The organism is Nocardioides lianchengensis, from assembly GCF_900101465.1.
Taxonomy (GTDB): domain Bacteria; phylum Actinomycetota; class Actinomycetes; order Propionibacteriales; family Nocardioidaceae; genus Nocardioides; species Nocardioides lianchengensis.
Genome location: NZ_FMZM01000001.1, coordinates 675,360 through 698,040 on the forward strand (window position 1 = coordinate 675,360; position 22,681 = coordinate 698,040).

Annotated in this window: 16 protein-coding genes; 15 read left to right on the top strand and 1 reads right to left on the bottom strand. The window is 72.5% G+C overall.

The window, feature by feature from the left end; genetic code table 11:
- Positions 1 to 192 precede the first annotated feature (192 nt).
- The 8 genes from BLT76_RS03350 (at position 193) to BLT76_RS03385 (ending at position 10,443) form a co-directional block, all read left to right on the top strand.
- A complete protein-coding gene (locus tag BLT76_RS03350; protein WP_090850697.1) occupies positions 193 to 1,554 on the top strand; it encodes a uracil-xanthine permease family protein in 1,362 nt (453 codons plus the stop codon).
- Positions 1,551 to 2,372 (top strand): FAD binding domain-containing protein, encoded by an 822-nt coding sequence (locus BLT76_RS03355; RefSeq protein WP_090850699.1) that lies wholly within the window; start codon positions 1,551 to 1,553, stop codon positions 2,370 to 2,372. Before BLT76_RS03350 ends, BLT76_RS03355 begins: the two co-directional genes overlap by 4 nt.
- Positions 2,369 to 3,025 carry a (2Fe-2S)-binding protein gene (locus BLT76_RS03360; RefSeq protein WP_090850701.1) on the top strand — a complete coding sequence of 219 codons (657 nt, stop codon included), beginning with the start codon at positions 2,369 to 2,371 and terminating at the stop codon, positions 3,023 to 3,025. The genes BLT76_RS03355 and BLT76_RS03360 overlap by 4 nt, the downstream gene beginning before the upstream one ends.
- A complete protein-coding gene (gene cutA, locus BLT76_RS03365) occupies positions 3,022 to 5,403 on the top strand; it encodes an aerobic carbon-monoxide dehydrogenase large subunit (protein WP_090850704.1) in 2,382 nt (793 codons plus the stop codon). Before BLT76_RS03360 ends, cutA begins: the two co-directional genes overlap by 4 nt.
- On the top strand, positions 5,400 to 6,023 hold the full coding sequence (locus BLT76_RS03370; protein ID WP_090850706.1) for an SRPBCC family protein: 624 nt from the start codon (positions 5,400 to 5,402) through the stop codon (positions 6,021 to 6,023). The genes cutA and BLT76_RS03370 overlap by 4 nt, the downstream gene beginning before the upstream one ends.
- 136 nt (positions 6,024 to 6,159) lie before the next feature.
- Positions 6,160 to 7,560 carry an amidase gene (locus tag BLT76_RS03375; RefSeq protein ID WP_090850708.1) on the top strand — a complete coding sequence of 467 codons (1,401 nt, stop codon included), beginning with the start codon at positions 6,160 to 6,162 and terminating at the stop codon, positions 7,558 to 7,560.
- A gap of 18 nt (positions 7,561 to 7,578) precedes the next feature.
- Positions 7,579 to 8,865 (top strand): cation:proton antiporter, encoded by a 1,287-nt coding sequence (locus BLT76_RS03380; protein WP_090850710.1) that lies wholly within the window; start codon positions 7,579 to 7,581, stop codon positions 8,863 to 8,865.
- A 48-nt stretch (positions 8,866 to 8,913) separates the two neighbouring features.
- Positions 8,914 to 10,443, top strand: a complete 1,530-nt coding sequence (locus tag BLT76_RS03385) for a PP2C family protein-serine/threonine phosphatase (RefSeq protein ID WP_090850712.1) — start codon at positions 8,914 to 8,916, stop codon at positions 10,441 to 10,443.
- Between the two features lie 2 nt (positions 10,444 to 10,445).
- Here BLT76_RS03385 and BLT76_RS03390 read toward each other — a convergent pair whose 3' ends face one another.
- The gene (locus BLT76_RS03390; RefSeq protein WP_090850714.1) at positions 10,446 to 11,369 is read right to left on the bottom strand and encodes a GntR family transcriptional regulator; all 924 of its coding nucleotides are present in this window, start codon (positions 11,367 to 11,369) and stop codon (positions 10,446 to 10,448) included.
- A gap of 125 nt (positions 11,370 to 11,494) precedes the next feature.
- Here BLT76_RS03390 and BLT76_RS03395 point away from each other — a divergent pair, with 125 nt between their 5' ends.
- The 7 genes from BLT76_RS03395 (at position 11,495) to BLT76_RS03425 (ending at position 22,624) form a co-directional block, all read left to right on the top strand.
- Positions 11,495 to 12,796: an aspartate aminotransferase family protein gene (locus BLT76_RS03395; protein ID WP_090850716.1), complete on the top strand. Its 1,302-nt coding sequence runs from the start codon at positions 11,495 to 11,497 to the stop codon at positions 12,794 to 12,796.
- A 47-nt stretch (positions 12,797 to 12,843) separates the two neighbouring features.
- Positions 12,844 to 13,776 (top strand): peptidoglycan-binding domain-containing protein, encoded by a 933-nt coding sequence (locus BLT76_RS03400; protein ID WP_090850718.1) that lies wholly within the window; start codon positions 12,844 to 12,846, stop codon positions 13,774 to 13,776.
- Positions 13,777 to 13,822: 46 nt separating this feature from the next.
- On the top strand, positions 13,823 to 14,494 hold the full coding sequence (locus tag BLT76_RS03405) for a lysophospholipid acyltransferase family protein (protein ID WP_090850720.1): 672 nt from the start codon (positions 13,823 to 13,825) through the stop codon (positions 14,492 to 14,494).
- Between the two features lie 227 nt (positions 14,495 to 14,721).
- Positions 14,722 to 16,806 (top strand): hydantoinase/oxoprolinase family protein, encoded by a 2,085-nt coding sequence (locus tag BLT76_RS03410; RefSeq protein WP_090850722.1) that lies wholly within the window; start codon positions 14,722 to 14,724, stop codon positions 16,804 to 16,806.
- Positions 16,803 to 18,713: a hydantoinase B/oxoprolinase family protein gene (locus tag BLT76_RS03415; protein WP_090850724.1), complete on the top strand. Its 1,911-nt coding sequence runs from the start codon at positions 16,803 to 16,805 to the stop codon at positions 18,711 to 18,713. Before BLT76_RS03410 ends, BLT76_RS03415 begins: the two co-directional genes overlap by 4 nt.
- Positions 18,714 to 18,906: 193 nt before the next feature.
- Positions 18,907 to 22,143, top strand: coding sequence for a M14 family zinc carboxypeptidase (locus BLT76_RS03420; RefSeq protein WP_170866920.1), 3,237 nt, complete (start codon positions 18,907 to 18,909; stop codon positions 22,141 to 22,143).
- A gap of 73 nt (positions 22,144 to 22,216) precedes the next feature.
- The gene (locus BLT76_RS03425) at positions 22,217 to 22,624 is read left to right on the top strand and encodes a cupin domain-containing protein (RefSeq protein WP_090850730.1); all 408 of its coding nucleotides are present in this window, start codon (positions 22,217 to 22,219) and stop codon (positions 22,622 to 22,624) included.
- The last annotated feature ends 57 nt before the right edge of the window (positions 22,625 to 22,681 follow it).

Here is a 22,681-nt window from a genome sequence, read left to right on the forward strand (position 1 = left end):
CTCGGCCCACGATTGCTGCTGGCTCGGCGTTGCGGACGGGTTGCGGGGGCGTGTCGGCTGGCGACTTCTCACAACTGGTGCCAGGGGATCCGGTGTTCCTTCGGCACGAGTCGCCGTCGAGGGTGTGTCATGGGGCTCACTACGTTGTGGGTTCTCCGCGGCCGAGTGGCCGCCGGCGAGGGAGGGTGCGGCATGTCGTTGTTCTCGTGGGAGAAGGTCGATCCGGCTCCGGGGGTGGCCGTCGCGCCGCACCAGCGGTTGAGCTGGGGCAAGACGGTGGGCCTGGGCGCCCAGCACGTCGTGGCGATGTTCGGGGCGACGTTCGTCTTCCCGCTGGTCATGGGCCTCGATCCCAACCTGGCCATCCTCTTCTCCGGGCTCTGCACGGTGTTGTTCCTGCTGGTGTGCAGCAACCGGGTGCCGAGCTACCTCGGCACCAGCGCCTCCTTCGTCGGCGGCGTCTTCGCGATCCGGGCTCAGGGCGGCGACTCGAGCGACGTCACCGGAGCCATCCTGATCGCGGGCCTCGTCCTGCTCGCGGTGGGAGTGCTGGTCCACTTCGCAGGCGCGGCCCTGATCCACCGGGTGCTGCCGCCTGCCGTCACCGGCGCGGTGGTCATGCTCATCGGGTTCAACCTCGCGCCGGTGGTGGCCGACACCTACTGGCCCCAGGACCAGTGGGTCGCTCTTCTGACCGCGACCTTCATGGTGCTGGCCGCTGTGCTGCTCCCCGGATTCTGGTCGCGCATCGCGGTTCTGCTCGCCCTCGTCTTCGGCTACCTGCTGTCGTGGCTCTTCGACGGCGTCTTCGGGACCATCAACTCGCCCAACCAGGCCAACAACCTGACGGTCGAGGCCCACGACCGGGTCAATCTCGGCGCGGTCGGCGACGCGAGCTGGTTCGGCCTGCCGAGCGGCGTCCTGCGCGACGGCGTCGACGTCGTGCACGGCCCGAGCTTCTCGCTCACCTTCATCCTTCTCGTGCTGCCGGGCGTGATCGCCCTGATCGCGGAGAACACCGGACACGTCAAGGCCGTGGCCGAGATGACCGGTGACAACCTCGACCCCTACATGGGCCGGGCGCTCGGCGCCGACGGCGCCGCGACCGCGCTGGCCAGCCTGTTCGGCGGCAGCCCGACCACGACGTACGCCGAGAACATCGGCGTCATGAGCGCGACCAAGGTCTACTCGACGGCGGCGTACTACGCCGCGGCGGCCGTCGCGATCCTGCTCGGGCTGTGCCCGAAGTTCGGTGCGATCGTCAACGCGACCCCGGGTGGCGTCCTCGGCGGCATCACGGTCGTCCTCTACGGGATGATCGGCCTGGTGGGCGCCAAGATCTGGGTCGACAACCGCGTCGACTTCGCCAACCCGGTCAACCTCGTAGGCCTGGCCGCCGGCATCATCATCGGCGTCGGCGACGTCAGCCTGAAGATCACCGACGACTTCACCCTCACCGGCATCGCGCTCGGCACGATCGTGGTGATCGTCTTCTACCACCTGGTGGCCCGCAACAAGAGCACGACCTCGGGCGAGGTGACCCGCAACCTGTGAAGCCCGCCCCGTTCGCGTACCACCGCCCCTCGACCCTCGACGAGGCGCTCGCGACGCTGGCCGCCGACCCGCACGCCAAGGTGCTGGCCGGCGGTCAGAGCCTGGTGCCGCTGCTGTCGATGCGGCTGGCCCAGCCGAGCGCGCTGGTCGACATCAACGGGCTGGCCGAGCTCGACACGATCCTCGTCGACCAGAGCGTCGTCCGGATCGGGGCGCTGGCCCGGCACGCCGACGTCCTCGCCAACCCCGCCGTACGACGGGCGCAGCCGCTCGTCGCGCTCGCCCTGTCCCACGTCGCCCACGCGACGATCCGCAACCGCGGCACCACGGTCGGCTCGCTGGTGCACGCCGACGCGGCCGCGGAGATGCCGGTCGTGCTGACCCTGCTCGGCGGCTCGGTGCGGGTGGCGTCGGTCCGCGGGCAGCGCGACATCCCGGCGGCCGAGCTCTTCCTCGGCCCGCTGGAGTCGTCGCTGGCGCCCGACGAGATCGCGGTGTCGGCCGACTTCCCGGTGCTGCCCACGGGCGCGGGCGTGGCCTTCGAGGAAGTGGCACGGCGGCACGGCGACTACGCGCTGTGCGGGGTGGCCGCGGTCGCGGACGGCGACACCATCAGGGCGGGGTTCGTCTCGGTCAGCGACGTGCCGACCGTGGTCGACCTGACCGGCGTGCCGGCGGGCGAGCGCGGCGAGGCGGCGCTGGCGCAGCTGGAGCCGCAGGCCGACATCCACGCGACGGCGGCGTACCGCTCCCAGCTGGTGCGGGTGCTCACCGAGCGCGTGGTTGAGTCGGCAGTCCAGGACAGGGGGGTGGCATGAGCGAGGAGCTGCACGACGTACGCCTGACGGTGAACGGAGCGGCGCACGACCTGCGGGTCCCGGCCCGCCGCCTGCTGTCCGACGCGCTGCGCCACGACCTCGGCCTGACCGGCACCCACGTCGGGTGCGAGCACGGCGTCTGCGGGGCCTGCACGGTGCTGCTCGACGGTCAGCCGGTCCGGGCCTGCCTGCTGTTCGCGGTCTCCGTGCAGGGCCAGGAGGTCACCACGGTCGAGGGCCTCACGCGGCCCGACGGCAGTCTCAGCAACGTCCAGCAGGGGTTCGCGGAGTGCCACGGCCTGCAGTGCGGCTTCTGCACGCCGGGCTTCCTGACCACCATCACCGCCGGCCTGCGCGACAACCCGACGCCGACCCACGAGGAGTGCCGCGAGATGGTCGCCGGCAACCTCTGCCGGTGCACGGGCTACCAGAACATCGTGAAGGCCGTGGAGCGTGCGGCCGAGCTGGGTCTCGATACGCCCGCTGGTTCCTCGCGGGCTACTCGACCAACGGAAGCAGCACCGCCCGCGGGGGCTGCTCAAGCGACGAATGTCGCTGGTCGAGTAGCGAGCGCCAGCGATCCTCGGAGGTCGAGTAGCGAGCGCAGCGAGCGTATCGAGACCCGTATCGAGACCCCCGAGGACGGCTCATGACCACCAAGCTGATGGGCCAGGGCGTCCAGCGGGTCGAGGACCAGCGCTTCCTGCGCGGTCAGGGCCGCTACGTCGACGACGTCGCGGTCGACCCGGCCACCCTGCACGCGGCGGTGCTGCGCAGCCCGCACGCGCACGCCCGGATCGTCGACATCGACGTCGACGCGGTGCTCGACCTCGAGGGCGTGCACGCGGTCTGGACCCACGACGACCTGACCGGCCCGATGGCCGAGCCGCTCCCGCTGCTCATCCCGCACCCGACGCTGACGCACGGCCGCACCCAGTACGCCCTGGCCAAGGACGAGGTGAACTACGCCGGCGAGGCGGTCGCCTTCGTCGTCGCCGACGACCGCTACGTCGCCGAGGACGCCCTCGACGCCATCCGGGTCACGTACGACGTGCTGCCGCCGGTCGTCGGGATCGACGCGGCCCGCGCGGCCGACCAGCTGGTCCACGACGACGTCCCCGGCAACATCGGTGCCCGGATGGAGCAGAGCACCGGCGACGCGCAGGCGGCGATCGCGCAGGCGCCGCATCGGCTCGCCCTCGACCTGACCGTCGAGCGCAGCGCCTGTACGCCGATGGAGGGCCGCGGGACGGTCGCCCGCTGGGACCCCGACACGAACCGGATGCAGGTGTGGACCTCGACCCAGAGCTCCACCGGCGTGCGGGCCGTCGTGGCGGTCAAGCTCGGCCTCGACCTCGGTCAGGTCGACGTGATCACGCCCGACGTCGGCGGCGGCTTCGGGGTCAAGATCAACCACCCCTGGCCCGAGGAGCTGCTGGTCCCGCTGGCGGCCCGCGCTCTCGGCCGCACGGTGAAGTTCACCGAGGACCGTCGCGAGCACTTCATCTCCAGCGCCCACGAGCGCGGCCAGGTCCAGCACATCGAGGTCGGCTTCGACGACGACGGCCGGCTGCTGGGGCTGGACGTCGAGTTCTGGCACGACCACGGCGCCTACACGCCGTACGGCCTGATCGTCCCGATCATCACCTCGACCCAGCTGCTCGGGCCCTACAAGCCCGAGGTCTACCGGGTCGTCTTCGAGTCGCTCTACACCAACACGGTGATGGTCACGCCCTACCGCGGCGCCGGCCGGCCGCAGGGCTGCTTCGCGATGGAGCGCACCATGGACGCGATCGCGGCGTACCTCGGCAAGGACCGGGCCGAGGTCCGGGCCAGCAACTTCATCCAGCCCGACGAGTTCCCCTTCGACCAGGGGTTGATCTTCCAAGACGGCCGCGAGCTGGAGTACGACTCCGGCGACTACCCGGCCTCGCTGGAGAAGATCAAGGCTCTGGTCGGCTGGGACGAGTTCCCGGCGTTCCAGAAGGAGATGGCGGCCCTCGGGCGGAAGGTCGGCATCGGGCTGGCCTGCTACGTCGAGGGCACCGGCGTCGGCCCCTACGAGGGGGCCCACGTGCACATCGAGACGACCGGCAAGGTGAAGGTCGCGACCGGCCTGACCACCCAGGGCCAGGGCCACGCCACGGTCTTCGCCCAGCTGGTGGCCGACGAGCTGGGCGTGAAGTTCGAGGACGTCGAGGTCGTCACCGGCGACACCCGACGGATGCCGTACGCCGTCGGCACCTTCGCCTCGCGCGCCGCGGTGATGAGCGGCTCGGCCATCCACCTGGCCGCCAAGCGGGCCAAGGAGAAGGTGCTGAAGATCGCCGCCGACGCGCTCGAGGCGTCCGAGGACGACCTGCAGATCGTCGACGGGGTGGTCAGCGTGAAGGGATCGCCTGGCACCTCGCTCGACCTGGGCACGATCTCGGTGCTCTCCAACCCGCTGCGCTACGCCTTCGACGAGGCGTCCAAGGCGGCGACCCAGTTCTCGGTCGGCGACCCCGGCAAGCCGCCGGTGCCGGAGGACGAGGAGCCCGGCCTCGAGGGCCGCGACTTCTACAGCCCCGAGCGCGCCACCTTCGCCTCCGGCATGCACGCCGTCATCGTCGAGACCGACCCCGACACCGCCGAGATCAAGATCCTGAAGTACGCCGTCGTCCACGACTGCGGCCGGCTCATCAACCCGATGATCGTCGAGGGCCAGATCCACGGCGGCGTCGCCCAGGGCGTCGGAGGCGCGCTCTACGAGCGGATGGCGTACGACGAGGACGGCCAGCTGCAGAACGCCTCCTTCATGGACTTCCTGATGCCCTACGTCACCGAGATCCCCGACGGCATCGACATCGACCACCTCGAGACCCCCTCGCCCCTCAACCCGCTCGGCATCAAGGGCGCGGGCGAGGCCGGGGTGATCCCCTCGGCGGCGGTGTTCGCCGCCGCCATCGAGGACGCCGAGCGGATCCCGATCACCGCGATGCCGATCTCGCCGTCCGAGCTCTTCCACCTGCGACAGGAGCACCAGCCGTGAAGATCCAGGGCTCGAACGTCATCGACGCACCGGTCGACCAGGTCTGGGCCGCCCTCCTCGACCCGTCGGTCCTGGTCGCGACCATCCCGGGCTGCGAGCGGCTGGCCTCCACCGGCGAACACGCCTACGACATGACCGTCACCGCCGGGGTGGCCGCCATCAAGGGCACCTACGCCGGGAGCTGCGCGCTCTCCGACCTGGTCGAGCGCCAGTCGCTGACGATGACCCTCTCCGGCGCGGGCGCCCCCGGCACGGTCGACGCCCGGGTGGCCGTGTCGTTCACCGCGGTCGACGGCGGCACCCAGGTCTCGTACGACGCGGACGCCACCGTCGGCGGGCCCGTCGGCGGGGTCGGCCAGCGGATGCTGACCAGCGTCTCGAAGCGGATGGCGGCTGAGTTCTTCGGCAACGTCGGCCGGGCCATCACCGACCCGGCTCCCGCCGCCGCTGCGCCCGCCGCTGCTCCGGTCGCCGGTTCCGCCGCTGCTCCCGCGCCGACCGTGTTCACCGCGCCCGCGAAGGCGTCCTCGCCGGACGACTTCCTCCGCGGGGTGGCGGTCGGTGCCGGCCTGGTCGTGCTGGGCGTGGTCGTGGGCTCGCTGTTCGGGCGGCGGCGGTGAGCTGGCCACCGATCGGGCGTGGCGAACGGTGGCTGGCCCACCGCCGCCCGGCGGCCCGCCGTACCCGCGGTGAGCTGGCCACCGATCGGTCGGCTCGAACGGTGGACGGCTCGCCGCCGTCCCGGGACCGGCGCGGATGAGCACGATCACCCCCGACTCCACCGCGCGCGCTATGGCCGCCGCGGTGCGGGACCGCCGGATCAGCGCGCGCGAGCTCCTCGAGCTGCACCTGGAGCGGATCGCCGAGCGCAACCCCGAGCTGAACGCGGTCGTCAGCCTCGACGCCGACCGGGCGCGGGCGGGGGCCGACGCGGCCGACCGCTACCAGGCCGGCGGCGGTCGGCTCGGCGCGCTGCACGGGCTGCCGTACGCCCCCAAGGACACCCACGCCACGGCGGGCTGGCGGACGACGTACGGCTCACCGCTGCGCGCCGACCACGTCCCCGATACCGACGAGCTGATCGTCGAGCGGGCCCGCCGTGCGGGCGTCGTCGTCGTCGGCAAGACCAACGTGCCGGAGTTCGCGGCCGGCTCGCACACCTTCAACCCGGTCTTCGGCACCACCCGCAACCCGCACGACCCGAGCCGCAGCGCGGGCGGGTCGAGCGGGGGAGCGGCGTCAGCGCTCGCGTCCGGGATGGTGCCGCTCGCCGACGGCTCCGACATGGGCGGCTCGCTGCGCAACCCGGCGTCGTTCTGCGGCGTCGTCGGCCTGCGCCCGAGCCTGGGTCGGGTGCCCGAGTGGCCGCTCTACAACCAGTGGGAGACCACCTCGGTCGGCGGCCCGATGGCCCGCACCGTCGACGACCTGGCCCTGCTGCTCGGGGTGCTCGCCGGCCCCGATCCGCGGGTCCCGCACGCGCTCGGTGACCCGGGCCGGGTCTTCGCCGAGCCGCTGCCGACCGGCACCGGCGCGCTCGACGGGCTGCGCGTCGCACTCAGCGTCGACCTCGGTGGCGCCTTCGAGGTCGACCACCGGGTGGCGGCGGTCGTCGAGGCGGCCGGGACCACCTTCAGCCGGGCCGGGGCGCAGGTCGTCGGCGCCCACCCTGACCTCCGCGAGGCCGACGACACCTTCCGCACCCTGCGCGCCTGGCACCTGCAGGCCAAGCTCGGACCGCTGCTGGCCGAGCACCCCGACGGGATGAAGCAGAGCCTGGCCGACAACATCCGGCTCGGCGCGGACCTCACCGGCGCCGACGTCGCCCGCGCCTACACCCAGCGCACCACGCTCGCCGAGCGGATGCGCCTGTTCTTCACCGAGTACGACGTCCTCGCGCTGCCCGTCTCGCAGGTGCCGCCGTTCCCGGCCGACCAGGAGTACCCCGCCGAGATCAACGGCCGGCCGCAGGCGACGTACCTCGACTGGATGCGCTCGGCCTACCTGATCACCGTGACCGGCTGCCCGGCGATCGCCGTACCCGCCGGGCGGACGCCGGAGGGCCTGCCGGTCGGGGTCCAGCTGGTCGCCCCGCACGGGTCGGACCGGAGGCTGCTGGAGGTCGCGGCGGCGTTCGAGGCGGCCGCCCGGGAGTAGCACCGGGTACCGGCAGGTGTGACTGCCGACCTCGTGTACGTCGTCGCCGGAGGCAGCCTCCTCCTCGCGATCGTGCTCCCCGCGCTGCTGAGCCGGTGGGCCGTCTCGGCGCCGATGGTCCTGGTCGGCGTGGGGATGCTCCTGGGCCTGACGCCGCTGCCCGACGGCCTGCCGCTCGACCCGCAGGAGAACCGCGCGGCCATCGAGCACGTGACCGAGCTGGTCGTGATCGTGGCGCTGATGGGCGTCGGGCTGGCCCTGGACCGGCCGCTCGCCGTACGAGACCCCAGGACCTGGGGCGGCTGGGCCCCGACCTGGCGGCTGCTCGGCATCGCGATGCCGCTGACCATCGGCGCGATCGCGCTGCTCGGCTGGTGGGCCGGCCTGCCGGTGGCCGCGGCGGTGCTGCTCGGGGCGGTGCTGGCCCCGACCGACCCGGTGCTGGCCAGCGACGTGCAGGTCGCCGGGCCGCAGACCGGGCTGGAGGAGGAGGTCGACGAGCACGACGAGCTCCGGTTCACCCTCACCTCCGAGGCCGGGCTCAACGACGGGCTGGCCTTCCCGTTCGTCTACCTGGCGATCCTGCTCGCCACCGAGGGCACGCTGCACGCGTTCGGCCTGGAGTGGTTCGGCCTGTACGTCGTGCTGAAGGTCGTCGTCGGGGTCGCGGTCGGGATCGGCGTGGGCCGGCTGCTGTCGCTGGTCGCGTTCCGGTCGCGCAGCGCCTCGTTGCGGGTCGCCGAGCGGGGCGAGTCGCTGCTCGCCCTGGCGGCGCTGCTGGCGGCGTACGGCGTCGGGGAGGTCGCGCACGGCTACGGCTTCCTGTCCGTGGTCGCCTGCGCGATGACCTTCCGCTCCGCGGAGCGCTCGCACGACTACCACGCGGCGATGCACGAGGTGGCCGAGCGGCTGGAGCGGCTGCTCACCCTCTTCGTGCTGCTGGTGCTCGGCATCGCGCTGACCCGCGGGCTGCTGGACGCGCTCGACTGGCGCGGGGTGGCGATCGGGCTGGCGCTGCTGCTGGTGGTCCGGCCGGTGTCGGGGTTCGTCGCGCTGGCGGCGTTCGCCCGCCGCACCCACCAGACCGGAGGGCTGGATCGGGGCCAGCAGGCGGCCGCGGCGTTCTTCGGCGTGCGTGGGGTCGGCTCGATCTACTACCTGGCCTACGCCTCCGGTGAGGATCCCTCGCTCGGGCTGGACTGGCTGTGGTCCACGGTCGGGTTCACCATCGTGGCCTCGGTGCTGCTGCACGGGGTGCTGGCGGTGCCGGTACTCAAACGGGTCGGCAGCCTCGACCGCGGCTGACCGCGACCGGGGACCGGGAGAAGCGCTGCGTAGGGGAGGATGACTCCCGTGCCCGACCTCTTCGCCCGCGCCGGCTCGCTCCGGTCGGCGTACGACGCGGTCGACTGGGCCGCGACCCCGCTCGGCCCCGTCGACGACTGGTCGCCGGCGCTGCGCGCCGCGGTCGACCTGACGCTCAACACCGGCTTCCCGATCACCCTGCTCTGGGGCCCCGAGGCGGTGCTCGTCTACAACGAGGCCTACGTCGACGTGCTCGCCGAGAAGCACCCCTGGGCGCTCGGCCGACCGGCGCGCGAGGTCTTCGCGGAGGCCTGGGACTACGTCGGCGGCCTGCACCGGCAGGTGATGGGCGACGACGAGGCCGTCTACATCGAGAATGCGCTGGTGCCGCTGGTCCGCTACGGCTTCCTCGGGCAGGCCTACTACACGTTCGCCTACTCGCCGGTGCACGGCGCCGACGGTGCGGTCGAGGGCGTGATCGACATCGTCACCGAGACCACGGCCCAGGTGATCGTGGGCCGTCGGCTGCGGCTGCTGACCCGCCTCGGCGACGTCCTGGTCTCGGCCGACCGGGCCGAGGACGTCCTCCCGCACGCGCTGCAGGTCCTCGCCGAGGCCACCGACGACCTCGCGTGGGCCGAGGTCCGCGAGGCGCCCAGCGCGTTCCACAACCGCGACTACGTGCTCGAGGAGACAGCGGGGGACCGGGTGGCCTGGCTGCCGCTCGGGAGCGGGCTCGGGGCGCCCGGCAGCGCGCTCGTGATCGGTCTGCACCCCCTGCTGCCCGCCGACACCGACTACCTCGGCTTCCTCAGCCTGCTGGCCTCGACGATCGACCAGGCCATCGACCGGGTCCGCACCCGCGAGGCCGAGCGGTCCCTGTCGGAGGCGCTGCAGCGCAGCCTGCTCACCGCGCCCCCGGCCAGCGCGTGGGCCGACGTCGCGGTCCGCTACCAGCCGGCCGCCGAGGCGGCCCAGGTAGGCGGGGACTGGTACGACGCCTTCACGCTGCCCGACGGGACCCTCACGCTGGTGGTCGGCGACGTCGCCGGCCACGACGAGAGCGCGGCCGCGGCGATGGGCCAGCTGCGCAGCCTGGTGCGGGGGATCGCCTACACCGGGCTCGGCACCCCGGCCGCCGTCCTCAGCGCGCTCGACAGTGCGATGGCCGGTCTGGCCGTCGGGACGGTGGCCACCGCCCTGGTCGCCCAGGCCCGGCCTGCCGCCGACGGCGGGATCGCCCTCACCTGGGCCAGCGCCGGACATCCGCCGCCGGTCCTCAGCGACGTCGACGGCGCGGTGCTGGTCGAGCACGTGCCCGACCTGCTGCTCGGCCTCGATCCCGCCGCGGTGCGCACCGATCACGAGCTGGCGATCACGCCCGACGCGACCCTGCTGCTCTACACCGACGGCCTGGTCGAGCGGCGCGGGGTCCCGATCACCGACAGCCTGGAGTGGCTCCGCACGGTCGTCGGCGCCGCGGGCCGGAACGCCGACGAGCTCTGCGAGCACCTGCTCGACAGCGTGGGACGGGTGGCCGGCGACGACGTCGCGCTGCTGGTGCTGCGGGGACGCTGAGGTCAGGTCCGCGCGATCCGCAGGTCGCGGACCACCTCGTGCACCATCCGGATCGAGGCCGCGTCCAGCACGTTGCCGAACTCGACCACCCGCCGCCCGCGCAGCGACTCCGGGTGCTCCGGCAGCCCGCTCGGCACCACCACCACGTCGACGCCTCGCAGGTCGTCCGCGGTCGTGCCGACCAGGGTCCGGACGTGGGTCACGCCCGCCTGGGTCAGCGAGTCGCGCACGCTCGCCGTCTGCTCCTCGGTCTCGAACCACAGCCCGACGACCTGGTCCCGCGGGACCTGCGCGAGCTCCACCAGCGTCTGCACGTGCGGCGCCGCGTTGAGCGCGACCACGTCGGTCGACGGCCGACGCAGCAGCGCCCGGACCTCGGCCAGGTGGAAGAAGGTCGTGAGGACCAGGTCGGCCTCCACCTCCTCCGGCGCGAACCGGCCCAGCACCAGGGCCGTCACAGGGAGGTCGAGCTCCTGTCCGATCTCCTCGGCGAAGTACGACGACCGACCCGCGTTGCATTCGACGAACGCGATCCGGGGGTCGGTCCCCGCGGCCCGGACCGCCACCGCCAGGGCCAGCTCCTGGATCTCCGCCGGCGGCAGGCCGAGCCGCAGGCACTCGCGTGCGGCCGCCTCCAGCACCTCGCGGGCGCGATCGCGGGCGGCCGACGTCGCCCGGGCCTGCTGCGCACCGACGACGACCATCCCGCTGCGACCACGGGACTCGACCAGGCCGAGGTCGCGCAGCTCGCCGTACGCGTGGGCGACGGTGTGACGGTTGATGCCGAGGTTGTCGGCGAGCATCCGCGAGCCCGGCAGCCGTTCGCCGTCGCGCAGCTGACCGGTCTCGACCATGTGCCGCAGCTGCGCCACGATCTGCCGGTAGACCGGCAGCTCCGACTGCGCGCTGACCCGGATCGCGACCATGGCGACACGGTACGGCGCTGCGGCCCACCAGGTCGGCGGAACGGCTAGGCCACAACGACGGGCCGGTCGACGGAGTGCGCCGTACCGCTTGCCGTGGCCCGGATTGGCCTAGTTCGCTTGGTCGCATGACCGACGAGACCTTCTGGGCCGACGCCGAGCGGCACCTGGTGCGCTACCTCCCGGGCTTCACGCCGCGGATCATCGAGCGGGCCGCGGGCTCCCACGTCTACGACAGCGAGGGCCGGGCCATCCTGGACTTCACCTCGGGGCAGATGAGCGCGGTGCTCGGCCACGGGCACCCCGACGTCGTCCGGGCGGTGAGCGAGTCGGTGGCGACGCTCGACCACCTGTTCAGCGGGATGCTGTCGCGGCCGGTCGTGACCCTCGCCAAGCGGCTGGCCGCGACCCTGCCGGAGAGCCTGTCCAAGACGCTGCTGCTGACGACCGGGGCCGAGTCCAACGAGGCCGCGATCAAGATGGCCAAGCTGGCCACCGGTCGCTACGAGGTCGTCTCGTTCGACCGCTCGTGGCACGGGATGACCTCCGGCGCGGCCGCGGCGACGTTCTCCGCGGGGCGTCGCGGGTACGGCCCGGTGCTCCCCGGCAACCTGACCCTGCCGACGCCCAACGCCTACCGCTCGCCCTTCCGGCGGGCCGACGGGTCCCACGACTGGGAGGCCGAGCTGGACTACGGCTTCGCGATCGTCGACGCCCAGTCGACCGGCTCGCTCGCCGCCTGCCTGGTCGAGCCGATCCTCTCCTCGGGCGGCATCGTCGAGCTGCCACCCGGCTACCTCGCGCGGCTGAAGGAGAAGTGCGAGGAGCGGGGGATGCTGCTGATCCTGGACGAGGCGCAGACCGGGGTGGGCCGCACCGGACTGATGTACGCCTTCGAGCGCGACGGCGTGGTCCCCGACCTGCTGACCCTCTCCAAGACCCTGGGCGCCGGCCTGCCGGTCGCCGCCGTCGTGACGACCGCGGCGATCGAGGAGACCTGCGCGGAGCGCGGCTTCCTCTTCTACACGACCCATGTGTCGGACCCGCTGGCCGCCGTCGTGGCGAGCACGGTCCTCGACGTCGTCGAGCGCGACGGCCTGGTGGCCCGGGCTGCCGCACTGGGCGAGCAGCTCCGCGAGCGGCTGCTCGACCTCCAGGAGAGCGTCGGCGTGGTGGGCGACGTCCGCGGCCGGGGCCTGCTGCAGGGCATCGAGCTGGTCACCGACCGGGCCACCAAGGAGCCCGCGGACGCACTCGGGACCGCGGTCACCGCGGCCTGCCTCGAGCGCGGCCTGCACCTCAACATCGTCCAGCTGCCCGGCATGGGCGGGATCTTCCGGATCGCCCCGCCGCTCACCATCAGCGACGACGACCTGCACGCGGGGGTCGACATCCTGGCCGCGTCGATCCGCGAGGTCGTCGCACGGTAGGGATTCCCCCGTAGTCGCCGCCGCCCGGTCCTTGCTGGACTGGCGGCATGACCCACCTGCTCCGACCGGTCCTGGCCGTCCTGCTGCTCGCCGTCGCCCTCCTCGGGTCCGCCGGCCCGGCGCAGGCGGCGTCGTACCCGACGCTGTCGACGGGGGCCACCGGCGCCAACGTCACCAGCCTCCAGCACCTGCTGACCGCGCGGGGCTACGCGACGACCGCGGACGGCGACTACGGCAGCGGTACGGCGGCCGCGGTGACCGCGTTCCAGTCCGCGTCCGGGCTGGGCGCGGACGGCATCGCCGGGCCGGCGACCCTCGGGGCGCTGGTCGTGACCGTCCGGCAGGGCGACAGCGGGCCAGCCGTGCAGGCGCTGCAGGTGCAGCTGGGCAAGCACGGGGCGTCCGTCGCGACCGACGGCGACTTCGGGCCGGCCACCGACGCGGCGGTGCGCAGCTTCCAGTCCGGGGCGGGGCTCGGCGCCGACGGCGTGGTCGGGCCGGCCACCTGGCAGGAGCTGCTCGGGACCGGGGGAGGCGGGTCGGTGCCCGGGACGTCGTACGACTCGCTCTCGGACGAGCAGAAGGGCCACGCGCGGACCATCATCGGCGTCGGCAAGGGCGCGGGCGTGCCCGAGCAGGGCTGGGTGGTGGCGCTCGCCACCGCCATGCAGGAGTCCACGCTGGTCAACGTCGACTACGGCGACCGCGACTCGCTGGGGCTGTTCCAGCAGCGGACCAGCCAGGGCTGGGGCACCGAGGCGCAGATCCTCGACCCGGTGCTGTCCTCGCAGGCGTTCTACGGCGTCGCGGCGCACACCCCGAACCCGGGGCTGCTCGACATCGCCGGCTGGGAGTCGATGCCGGTCACCGAGGCGGCCCAGGCGGTGCAGCGCTCGGCGTACCCCGACGCCTACGCGAAGTGGGAGACCCTGGCCCGCGACATCGTGGCCCACGAGGCGGGGGCGCCTTCCATTCCCTGATACGCGGGAATCGGTGGACCGACCGGTAACCACCATGCTGGGCCGCATGGACGTCTACTCGGTGGTCCACACGGTCGTCGCCCCGCTGGCCAAGGCCGTGTGGCGACCGACCGTGATCGGCCTGGAGAACGTCCCCGCGACCGGGCCGGTGCTCCTGGCCAGCAACCACCTGAGCTTCGCCGACTCCCTGGTCATCCCGATCATCGTGCCGCGCAAGGTGGCCTTCCTGGCCAAGTCTGACTACTTCACCGGCACCGGCGTCCGCGGGGCGATCAGCCGCACCTGGTTCGAGGGGATCGGGATGCTCCCGGTCGACCGCGACGACCCGCGCGCGGCCCTCGGCAGCCTCGACATCGCGCTCGAGGTGCTCGGTCGTGGCGAGGCGTTCGGCCTCTACCCCGAGGGGACCCGCTCCCGCGACGGCCGGCTCTACCGCGGTCGCACCGGCGTCGCCCACCTCGCCCTCACCGCCGGCTGCCCGATCGTCCCGGTCGGGCTCACCGGCACCCCCCAGCTGCAGCCCATCGACGCTCGCCTCCCGCGGGTCGTGCCGGTCACCGTGGCCTTCGGCTCGCCCATCACCGTCGGCGAGCGCTTCGACGGCGTACCGCTCGGCAAGGCGCGGCGCCAGCTCACCGACGAGGTGATGACCGCCATCCAGGCCCTGTCCGGCCAGGAGGAGGCGGGCGTCTACAACGACCGCGCGCCGGACGCCTGACGGTTCCCCACGCTGGTTGAGGTGCGAGGCGCGCCAGCGCCGAGCCTCGAAACCTGGTGAGCCGAGAGCCGGCATCGATGGAGACCGTCAGTCGGTAGGACGGGTTTCGAGGCTCGCTTCGCTCGCACCTCAACCAGCGTCGGTGGACGGGCGTCACAGAATCTGCGCGGCCCCGTCGTCAGGGTGTGCCGATGGCCCCGACCGAGCGGGACCGGTTGGATCGAGGCATGCCAGCTGAGCGCCGGATCCGGATCGGGATCGACACGGGAGGCACGTTCACCGACGTGGTGGCCCTCGACGAGGAGACCGGGGAGCTGGTCACCACCAAGACCCCGTCGACACCGAGCAATCCCGCGGACGGGTTCCTGGCCGGGATCGCCAAGGTGCTCGACCTGCTCGGGGCCGGCGACGACAGCGTCAGCGCGGTCAGCCACGGCACCACCGTCGCGACCAACCAGCTGCTCGAGGGCAAGGTCGACCGGCTGGGGTTCATCACCAACACCGGCTACGAGGCGATGCTGGAGATCGCCCGGCAGTCGGTGCCGGACGGCTACGGCAACTCGTACTTCTGGGTGAAGCCCGACCGGATCGTCCCGCGCGACCTGGTCAAGGGCGTCGAGGGCCGGCTTGACCCGACCGGTGCCGAGGTGCGGCCCTTCGACGAGGCCGGCGCCCGCGAGACGGCCCGCTGGTTCCGGCGGCAGGGCGTCAACACGCTCGGCGTCTGCTTCCTGCACGCGTACGCCGACCCGCGCCACGAGCTGCGGATGCTGGAGATCCTGCGCGAGGAGCACCCCGACGCGGTGGTCAGCATCAGCAGCGAGGTGCTGCGCGAGTACCGCGAGTACGAGCGGGCGATGACCACCCTGGTCGACGCGGCCGTCAAGCCGCGGCTCTCGGCGTACGTGCGCAACATCAGCGAGCGTCTTCAGGAGTACGGCGCCCCGCCGTTCTACGTCATGAAGTCCAACGGCGGCGTGCTGAGCGCGGCCGAGGTCGTGCACCAGCCGATCACCACCGTGCTCAGCGGCCCGGCCGCCGGCGCACTGGGCGCGGCGCTGATCGCCCAGGTCGCCGGGTTCGACAAGGTGCTCACCAGCGACGGCGGCGGGACGTCGACCGACGTCAGCGTGGTCATCGACGGCGAGCCGACGCTCACGACCGAGGGCAGCGTCGGGGCCTTCCCCAGCAAGATCCCGATGATCGACGTCGTCACCGTCGGCGCGGGCGGCGGCTCGATCGCCTGGCTGAGCCCCGAGGGCACGCTCAAGGTCGGCCCGCAGTCGGCCGGCGCCGACCCCGGCCCGCTCTGCTACGGCAAGGGCGGCACCGAGGTCACCATCACCGACGCCCACGTCGTCCTCGGCCGTATCCCTCCCCACCTGCTCGGCGGCGAGATCCCGCTCGACGTGGAGGCGGCCCGGGCGGGCGTCGAGGCGCTCGCGGAGCAGCTCGGACTCACACCGGAGGCCGCTGCTGCCGGGGTCCTGGAGATCTCCGCCTGGAACCAGGCCAACGCGCTGCGCCAGGTGACGGTCAAGCGCGGCCTCGACGTCCGCGACTTCGCCCTGGTCACCTTCGGCGGCTCCGGCTCGCTCCTGCTCTGCCGGCTGATGGACGTGCTGGGCCTGCCGACCGTCCTGGTGCCGCCCAACCCCGGCAACGTCTCGGCGTTCGGGCTGCTCACGGTCGACGTCAAGAACGACTACGTGCAGACCCACGTGGCCCTCGCGGACGCGCTCGACCCCGCCGTCGTCGAGGGCGTGTACGACGACCTCACGGCCCGCGCCGCGACCGCGCTGAGCGGCGAGGGGTTCGCCCCCGAGCAGCACGTCTTCGCGCGCACCGCCGACCTGCGCTACTACGGCCAGGCCTTCGAGGTCCGGGTCCCGGTCGCCGCCGGTCCGCTCGACCCGGCGGCGGTCGCGGCGGAGTTCCACGCCGCCCACCGGGCGCTCTACGGCTACGACTTCGCCGCCGACCCGACCCAGCAGGTCGAGTGGGTCAACCTGCGGGTCTCCGGGATCGGGCCGATCACGCGGCCGGAGATCGCCCGGCACGGAGGTCTCGATACGCCCGCTCGTTCCTCGCGGGCTACTCGACCAGCGAGTGGGGCGAGGGGCGTCTGCTTCGACGCCGCCGACGGGTACGTCGACACCCCGATCCTCCAGCGCACCGACCTCCCGCCTGGCACCAGCGTCGCGGGCCCGGTGATCGTCGAGGAGTTCGGCTCGACCGTCCCGATCCACCCGGGCTTCGAGGCCCGCGTCGACGAGTACCTCAACCTGATCGTCACCAGGAGCAACGCATGAGCCGCCGCGCGCCCACCCAGTTCCCGTTCGGGTTCCTCACCGACGACCGGGGAGCGTCCGCCGACCCGGTGCTGGTCGAGATCGTCCAGGGCTCGCTCGCGAGTGTCGAGATGGAGGTCGAGACCGCCATCGCGCGCACCAGCCGCAGCCCGATGATCCGCGACGCCCACGACTTCCGGGCCGGCATCCACGACCGGCTGCTGCGCAAGCTGACCGGCCGGTCGTACTCCGCGCTCGTCCACCCGGTCGCCCGCGACTTCCCGATCGAGGAGATGCGGGAGGGCGACGTGTTCTTCCACAACGACGTCTACCGCTCCGAGGGCGGCATCGGGCACCTGCCCGACCTCTGCGTGACCGTGCCGGTCTTCAGCGGCGGGCAGGTGGTCGCGTTCGTCCAGGCCTTCGGCCACCACGACGACATCGGCGGCGCCGTACCCGGGTCGATGCCGAGCAACGCCACGAGCGTGTTCGAGGAGGGCCTGATGGTCCCGCCGATCAAGCTCTGGGACGCCGGCGTCCCCAACCGCGCGGCGCTGGCCATCATGACCCGCAACAGCCGGATGCCCGAGTCGCTGAGCGCCGACCTGGACGCCGAGTGCTCGGCGTGCCTGATGGGCGCGCGCCGGCTCGGCGAGCTCTTCGACCGGTACGGCGTCGCGACCGTCGAGTCGTGCTTCGACGCGATCATCGACCGGACCACCACGACGTACCGTCGCGAGATCCTCAGCCAGATCCCGGTCGGGTCCTGGACCTGGGAGGACTACGCCGAGCACGACGGCGTCGACGAGCCCCAGCTGCACACCCAGCGGATCACGCTGACCCGCACCCCCGCCGACGACCCGGAGGGCGAGCGCCTGGTGCTCGACTTCGACGGCACCGGCCCGCAGGCCAAGGGGCCGATCAACCACTGCGGCGACTACAGCGACGGCGTCTTCCTGAAGAAGTGGCTGGCGCCGATCCTGCGCAATCTCGCCGAGAGCCCGGAGCGGATGGCCGAGCTCGACGTCAACGAGGGCATCGTGCCGCTGATCGAGATGCGCTTCCCGGAGCCCGGCACCCTGCTCACGCCGGTGTTCCCGGCCCCGACCAATGCCCGCACGTTCGTGATCCTGCGGCTGCTCGGCGTGCTCGCCGGCGTGGTCGCCAAGGCGGTCGACGGGCGGATGCCGGCCGACCAGGAGACGATCCGCTACACCGGCGTGTACGGCGAGGACCTCGACGGCCGGCCCTACCTCATGCGCGAGGTGCTCGGCGGCGGATCCGGTGGCCGCTACTACGCCGACGGCGAGGACACCATCCACGTGGTGCCCGACAGCCGCAACCTGCCGACCGAGTTCACCGAGGCGCGCTTCCCGTTCCGGGTCGAGTCGCTCTCGCTCGCGGTCGACAGCGGGGGAGCGGGGCAGTTCCGCGGCGGCCTCGGCTACGAGAAGCACATCCGGATGCTCAAGGACGGCCACTTCATGTCCATCGCGGACCGGTCGATCCTGGCCTGCTGGGGCGTCAAGGGCGGACTGGCCGGGCAGCCGTTCCAGGTCGTCATCGACCCCGGCGGCCCCGAGGAGCGCGAGGTCGACGCCCTCGCCGACGCCGAGCCGATCCGGGCCGGCCAGGTGGTCCGGATCCGCACCACCGGCGGGGGCGGCTGGGGCGACCCGCTCGAGCGCGAGCCGGAGCTGGTGGTCCGCGACGTCATCTGGCGCAAGGTCTCGCCCGCGGCCGCGCTCTCGTCGTACGGCGTGGTGCTGACCGGCTCGGTCGACACCGACGACCTGTCGTACGACGCTCCCGCGACGGCCGCCGAGCGTGCGGGCCGTTCCTCGGCCGCCGCCGCGTTCTTCGACCGCGGCCCGGGCTACGCCCAGCTGGCGGGCGGCCCGTCGTACGCCGAGGTCGACGTGGTCTGAAACGTGACTAATCGTCGCTCTTAGCAGACTGGTGTTTCGCCTGTCCACCTCCATCCAGAGGGCGAGAAGTTCTGTGAAGGCTCTGTTACACAGAACCGAATTGAAGGATTGTCAGACATCCTGACAAGGACCGTGACCCCGGCCGTGCGGGCGGCCGGGTTCCGAACTCGCCACCACAGAAATGAGTCCACCAGTGAGGAAATCGCGCGCTCTGATCGGCGTGACCAGCCTGGCCCTCGCCGCGACGTCGGTGCTCGCCAGCAGCAGCATCGCGGCGGCCGACGAGACGGCTCCGACGGCCACCGTCGCGAGCGACCGCGGCACCAGCTCGTCGTCCTCGGCCGTGCCGCAGACGGCGCAGGCCAAGCTCTTCCGCGCGGCCGCCGAGACCCTGGTCGCCGGCGACCCGATCGAGATGCCGACGTCGTACCCCTACCAGCCGCGGCTGCCGCTCTACCGGGACAACCCGGACGACGCGGCCCACCGCGCCGAGCTGCTCGGCCACCCCGACCTGGCGCCCAGGCTCCAGGAGCTGATGGCCGCGAGCGACCGGGTGTCGGTGCAGGTCGTGGGGCAGTCGACCCAGGGCCGCGACCTCTACCTGGTGACCGTGACCGCCCCGGAGACCGAGGCCGAGACCGCGCGCCAGGCCGCGTGGAAGAGCACGATCAAGGACGAGCCGACGGCCGCGGCCGCGGACGCGACGCTGCTCTCCCAGTACAAGACCCCCGTGTGGATCAGCAACAACATCCACGGCAACGAGTGGGAGGGCACCGACGCGGCGATGAAGTACATCGAGTGGCTCGCCACCGCGCCGCTCAGCGAGGTCGGCAGCCTGCTGCGCAACAACCGCCTCTACTTCTCCCCGTCGCTGAACCCGGACGGCCGGACCAACGCCACGCGGGCCACCGCCCTTGGCCTGGACCCGAACCGCGACATGATCACCAACGCCACCCCGGAGACGAAGTCCTACATCCGGCAGGCGCAGGCCATCCAGCCGATCTACACCGCGGACTTCCACGGCTACACCGGCGTCCTCCAGATCGAGCCCTGTGGGCCGCCGCACGGCACGAACTACGAGTACGACCTGTCGATCCCGCACAACTACGCGCTCGCGCTGAAGGTCGAGCAGGACGTCGTGGCGGCGGCCATCCCCGGCAACCCGCTGACGAGTGCCGGCGGCATCGCGATCCCGTACCGCGACGACCCGAACGGCGGCTGGGACGACTACCCGCCGGTGTTCAGCGCGCAGTACGCCGCGTTCTACGGCGCCGCGACGTCGACCGTCGAGCTGCCGCTGGGCCGGACGGGTTCCTACATGACCCCCGCCCGCGCCGTGACCAACGTCGCGGTCGCCTACCAGACGATGGAGAGCATCGTCGAGTACATGAACAATCCGACCTCGGCGCGCGAGATGCTCGGCAACCAGATCGAGACCTTCCGTCGCGGTCTGTCGGGCGAGCCGAAGAAGCAGCTCACCGTCGCCGACGTCAACACCGTCCCCGGCCCCACCCAGTGGCGAGCGCTCTGGGACGAGGTCGACGACCAGGAGCCACTCGTCCTCCCGAACGCCTACGTCATCCCCCGGGGCGACGGTCAGCGCTCGGAGAGCGACGCCGCTGCGCTGGTCGAGCAGCTGCTGCTGCACGACATCGAGGTCGGCACGCTCGACGCTGCCGCCACGGTCGGCGGCAAGACCTACCCGGCCGGGTCGTACGTCGTCGACCTCGACCAGCCGCTGCGCGGCATGGCGAACTCGCTCCTCGACCTCGGCGACAACATCTCCGCCTCCACGATCCCGCAGCTGTACGCCGACGGTGCCTGGAGCTACTCGTACCTGTGGGGCGCCACGGTCGACAAGGTCGGAGTCGTCCAGGACGCGCCGATCGGGGCGACCACCCCGGTCTCCGCGGCGTCGTCGAACGCCGCGGTTCCGGCGGCCGCCGACTACGTCACCTTCGACCTGGCCGGTGTCGGCGACTTCGAGGCGCTCAACGCGCTGCTGGACGAGGGCGTCGCCGTGTCGATGCTGGCCGACGGCTCGGCCGTCGTGGACAAGGCCGCCTTCGCGGCGGTCGCGGCCGTGTCGGAGGAGTTCGACATCGCCTTCGAGCCCGCCACCGCTGCGGACCTCGATGCCCTCGACGACGCGACCACCAAGCCGCTGAAGGACCTCAAGATCGCCTTCGTCGGGTCGGCCGACGACCGCCTGGCCCTCGGCCAGCTCGGCTTCGACGACCTCGTCCAGGTCACCGCTGCCTCCATCAACGCCAACCCGGCCCTGCTCGCCGACGTCGACGTGCTGTGGATCGGCTCGACCTTCACGACGACCGGCGACAGCAACGCCCCGGTCCGTGGTGCGGTCCAGGCCCTCCTCGACCGTGGTGGTGCGCTCACCGGCCGTGCGGCCGCAGGCTTCAACGCCGCCCGGGACTTCGGACTGATGACCGGCACCGCCGTCACGGGCGCCGGCTCCAACACGGCCCTCGTCGAAGTCGACAACACCGCTGGCGGCGTGCTGGCGCCGTACGCGCAGGACACGTCGTACATCTACCCGGCGACCTGGTTCACCGGTCTGGGCGCGGGCGTCTCGGTCGAGCAGACCTACGGCCCGGGCAACCCGGTGCTGGCCGGTCTCTGGCGCTCGACGAACGCGACGTCGGGGGCCCTGCTGGCCACCCGTCCGGAGGTCGCCGCGACTCAGGCCTCGGTGGTCTCCTCGGTGACTCCCCGGACCAACCCGGCCGTCTCGGCGAAGTCGATCGTCTTCGGCACGTCGGTGTTCTTCCGGACCAACCCGAAGAGCCTGTTCAGCCAGGCCGCCCGCGGCATCTTCTGGGCCGCCCCGGCGGCCAGCGAGCGGCTGACCGCCCCGTCGGAGACCACGGTCACGGTCGCCCCGGTCGCCAAGGTGACCTACCCGGGCGTCGCGAAGGTCGAGGTCACCACCAGCACCGACGGCACCGTCGAGCTGGTCTCGGGCTCGAAGGTCCTCGCCAGCGGCACCACCACCGCCGGCAAGGCGACCCTCTCGGTCGCGGGCCTCAAGCCCGGCAGCACCTCGCTGGTCGCGCGCTTCACGCCGTCGGCCGCGGGCTTCGACCCGTCGGTGAGCGCCCCGGTGACGGTCTCCGTCGCCAAGGCGTCCTCGACGCTGAAGCTCTCGGCGAAGAAGGTCAAGGTCGCCAAGAAGGCCAAGCTCGGCAAGGCGAGGGTGACCATCACCTTCACCGTCCCGAACGTGCCTGGCAACGCCAAGATCGTGCTGACCGACAACGGCAAGGCCCTCGGCGTCGTCACCGTCGCCCCGGGCAAGGCCAAGACGATCACGGTCCGCCTCCGCAAGGGCTCGCACACCCTGCGGGCGACGTACACCGGCAGCAGCCTGGTCTCCGCCAGCTCCGCGTCGGCGAAGGTCAAGCTCAGCTGACCTGATCACCCACGGACGGCCGGCACCCTCGGGGTGCCGGCCGTCCGGCGTTGTCGGGCGCTACCGTCGTGGCATGCGACCGCCGCTCGCCGACGTGCTCGGCCTGGAACCGCACCCCGAGGGCGGCTGGTACCGCCAGACCTGGGCCTCCCCGGTCGAGGTGACGCTGCCCGACGGCCGGGTCCGTCCGACCGCGACGCTCATCCACTTCCTGCTGCCGGCCGGGGAGTCCTCGGCCTGGCACCGGGTCGCCTCCGACGAGATCTGGCTGGCCCACACCGGCGCGGTGACGCTCGAGCTGGGCGGCACCGACGTACGGCCGGGGGAGCCGACGGCGGAGGTCTGCGACGCCGCCCACCCTCAGGTCCTGGTCCCCGCGGGCGTCTGGCAGCGCACGGTCCCGTCCGCCGCCGACGCACTCGTCAGCTGCCTGGTGTCGCCCGGGTTCGACTTCGCCGACTTCGAGCTGGCGTCCGGGTAGTCCGTCACACGGGGGTTGGTTACCCGCGAGTAAGCAACCCCTGTGTGACGGACTACC

Coding starts and splice junctions, on each gene's coding strand:
- BLT76_RS03350 (WP_090850697.1), top strand. CDS start 193: ATGTCGTTGTTCTCGTGGGAGAAGGTCGATCCGGCTCCGGGGGTGGCC.
- BLT76_RS03360 (WP_090850701.1), top strand. CDS start 2,369: ATGAGCGAGGAGCTGCACGACGTACGCCTGACGGTGAACGGAGCGGCG.
- cutA (WP_090850704.1), top strand. CDS start 3,022: ATGACCACCAAGCTGATGGGCCAGGGCGTCCAGCGGGTCGAGGACCAG.
- BLT76_RS03375 (WP_090850708.1), top strand. CDS start 6,160: ATGAGCACGATCACCCCCGACTCCACCGCGCGCGCTATGGCCGCCGCG.
- BLT76_RS03390 (WP_090850714.1), bottom strand. CDS start 11,369: ATGGTCGCGATCCGGGTCAGCGCGCAGTCGGAGCTGCCGGTCTACCGG.
- BLT76_RS03395 (WP_090850716.1), top strand. CDS start 11,495: ATGACCGACGAGACCTTCTGGGCCGACGCCGAGCGGCACCTGGTGCGC.
- BLT76_RS03400 (WP_090850718.1), top strand. CDS start 12,844: ATGACCCACCTGCTCCGACCGGTCCTGGCCGTCCTGCTGCTCGCCGTC.
- BLT76_RS03405 (WP_090850720.1), top strand. CDS start 13,823: ATGGACGTCTACTCGGTGGTCCACACGGTCGTCGCCCCGCTGGCCAAG.
- BLT76_RS03410 (WP_090850722.1), top strand. CDS start 14,722: ATGCCAGCTGAGCGCCGGATCCGGATCGGGATCGACACGGGAGGCACG.
- BLT76_RS03415 (WP_090850724.1), top strand. CDS start 16,803: ATGAGCCGCCGCGCGCCCACCCAGTTCCCGTTCGGGTTCCTCACCGAC.
- BLT76_RS03425 (WP_090850730.1), top strand. CDS start 22,217: ATGCGACCGCCGCTCGCCGACGTGCTCGGCCTGGAACCGCACCCCGAG.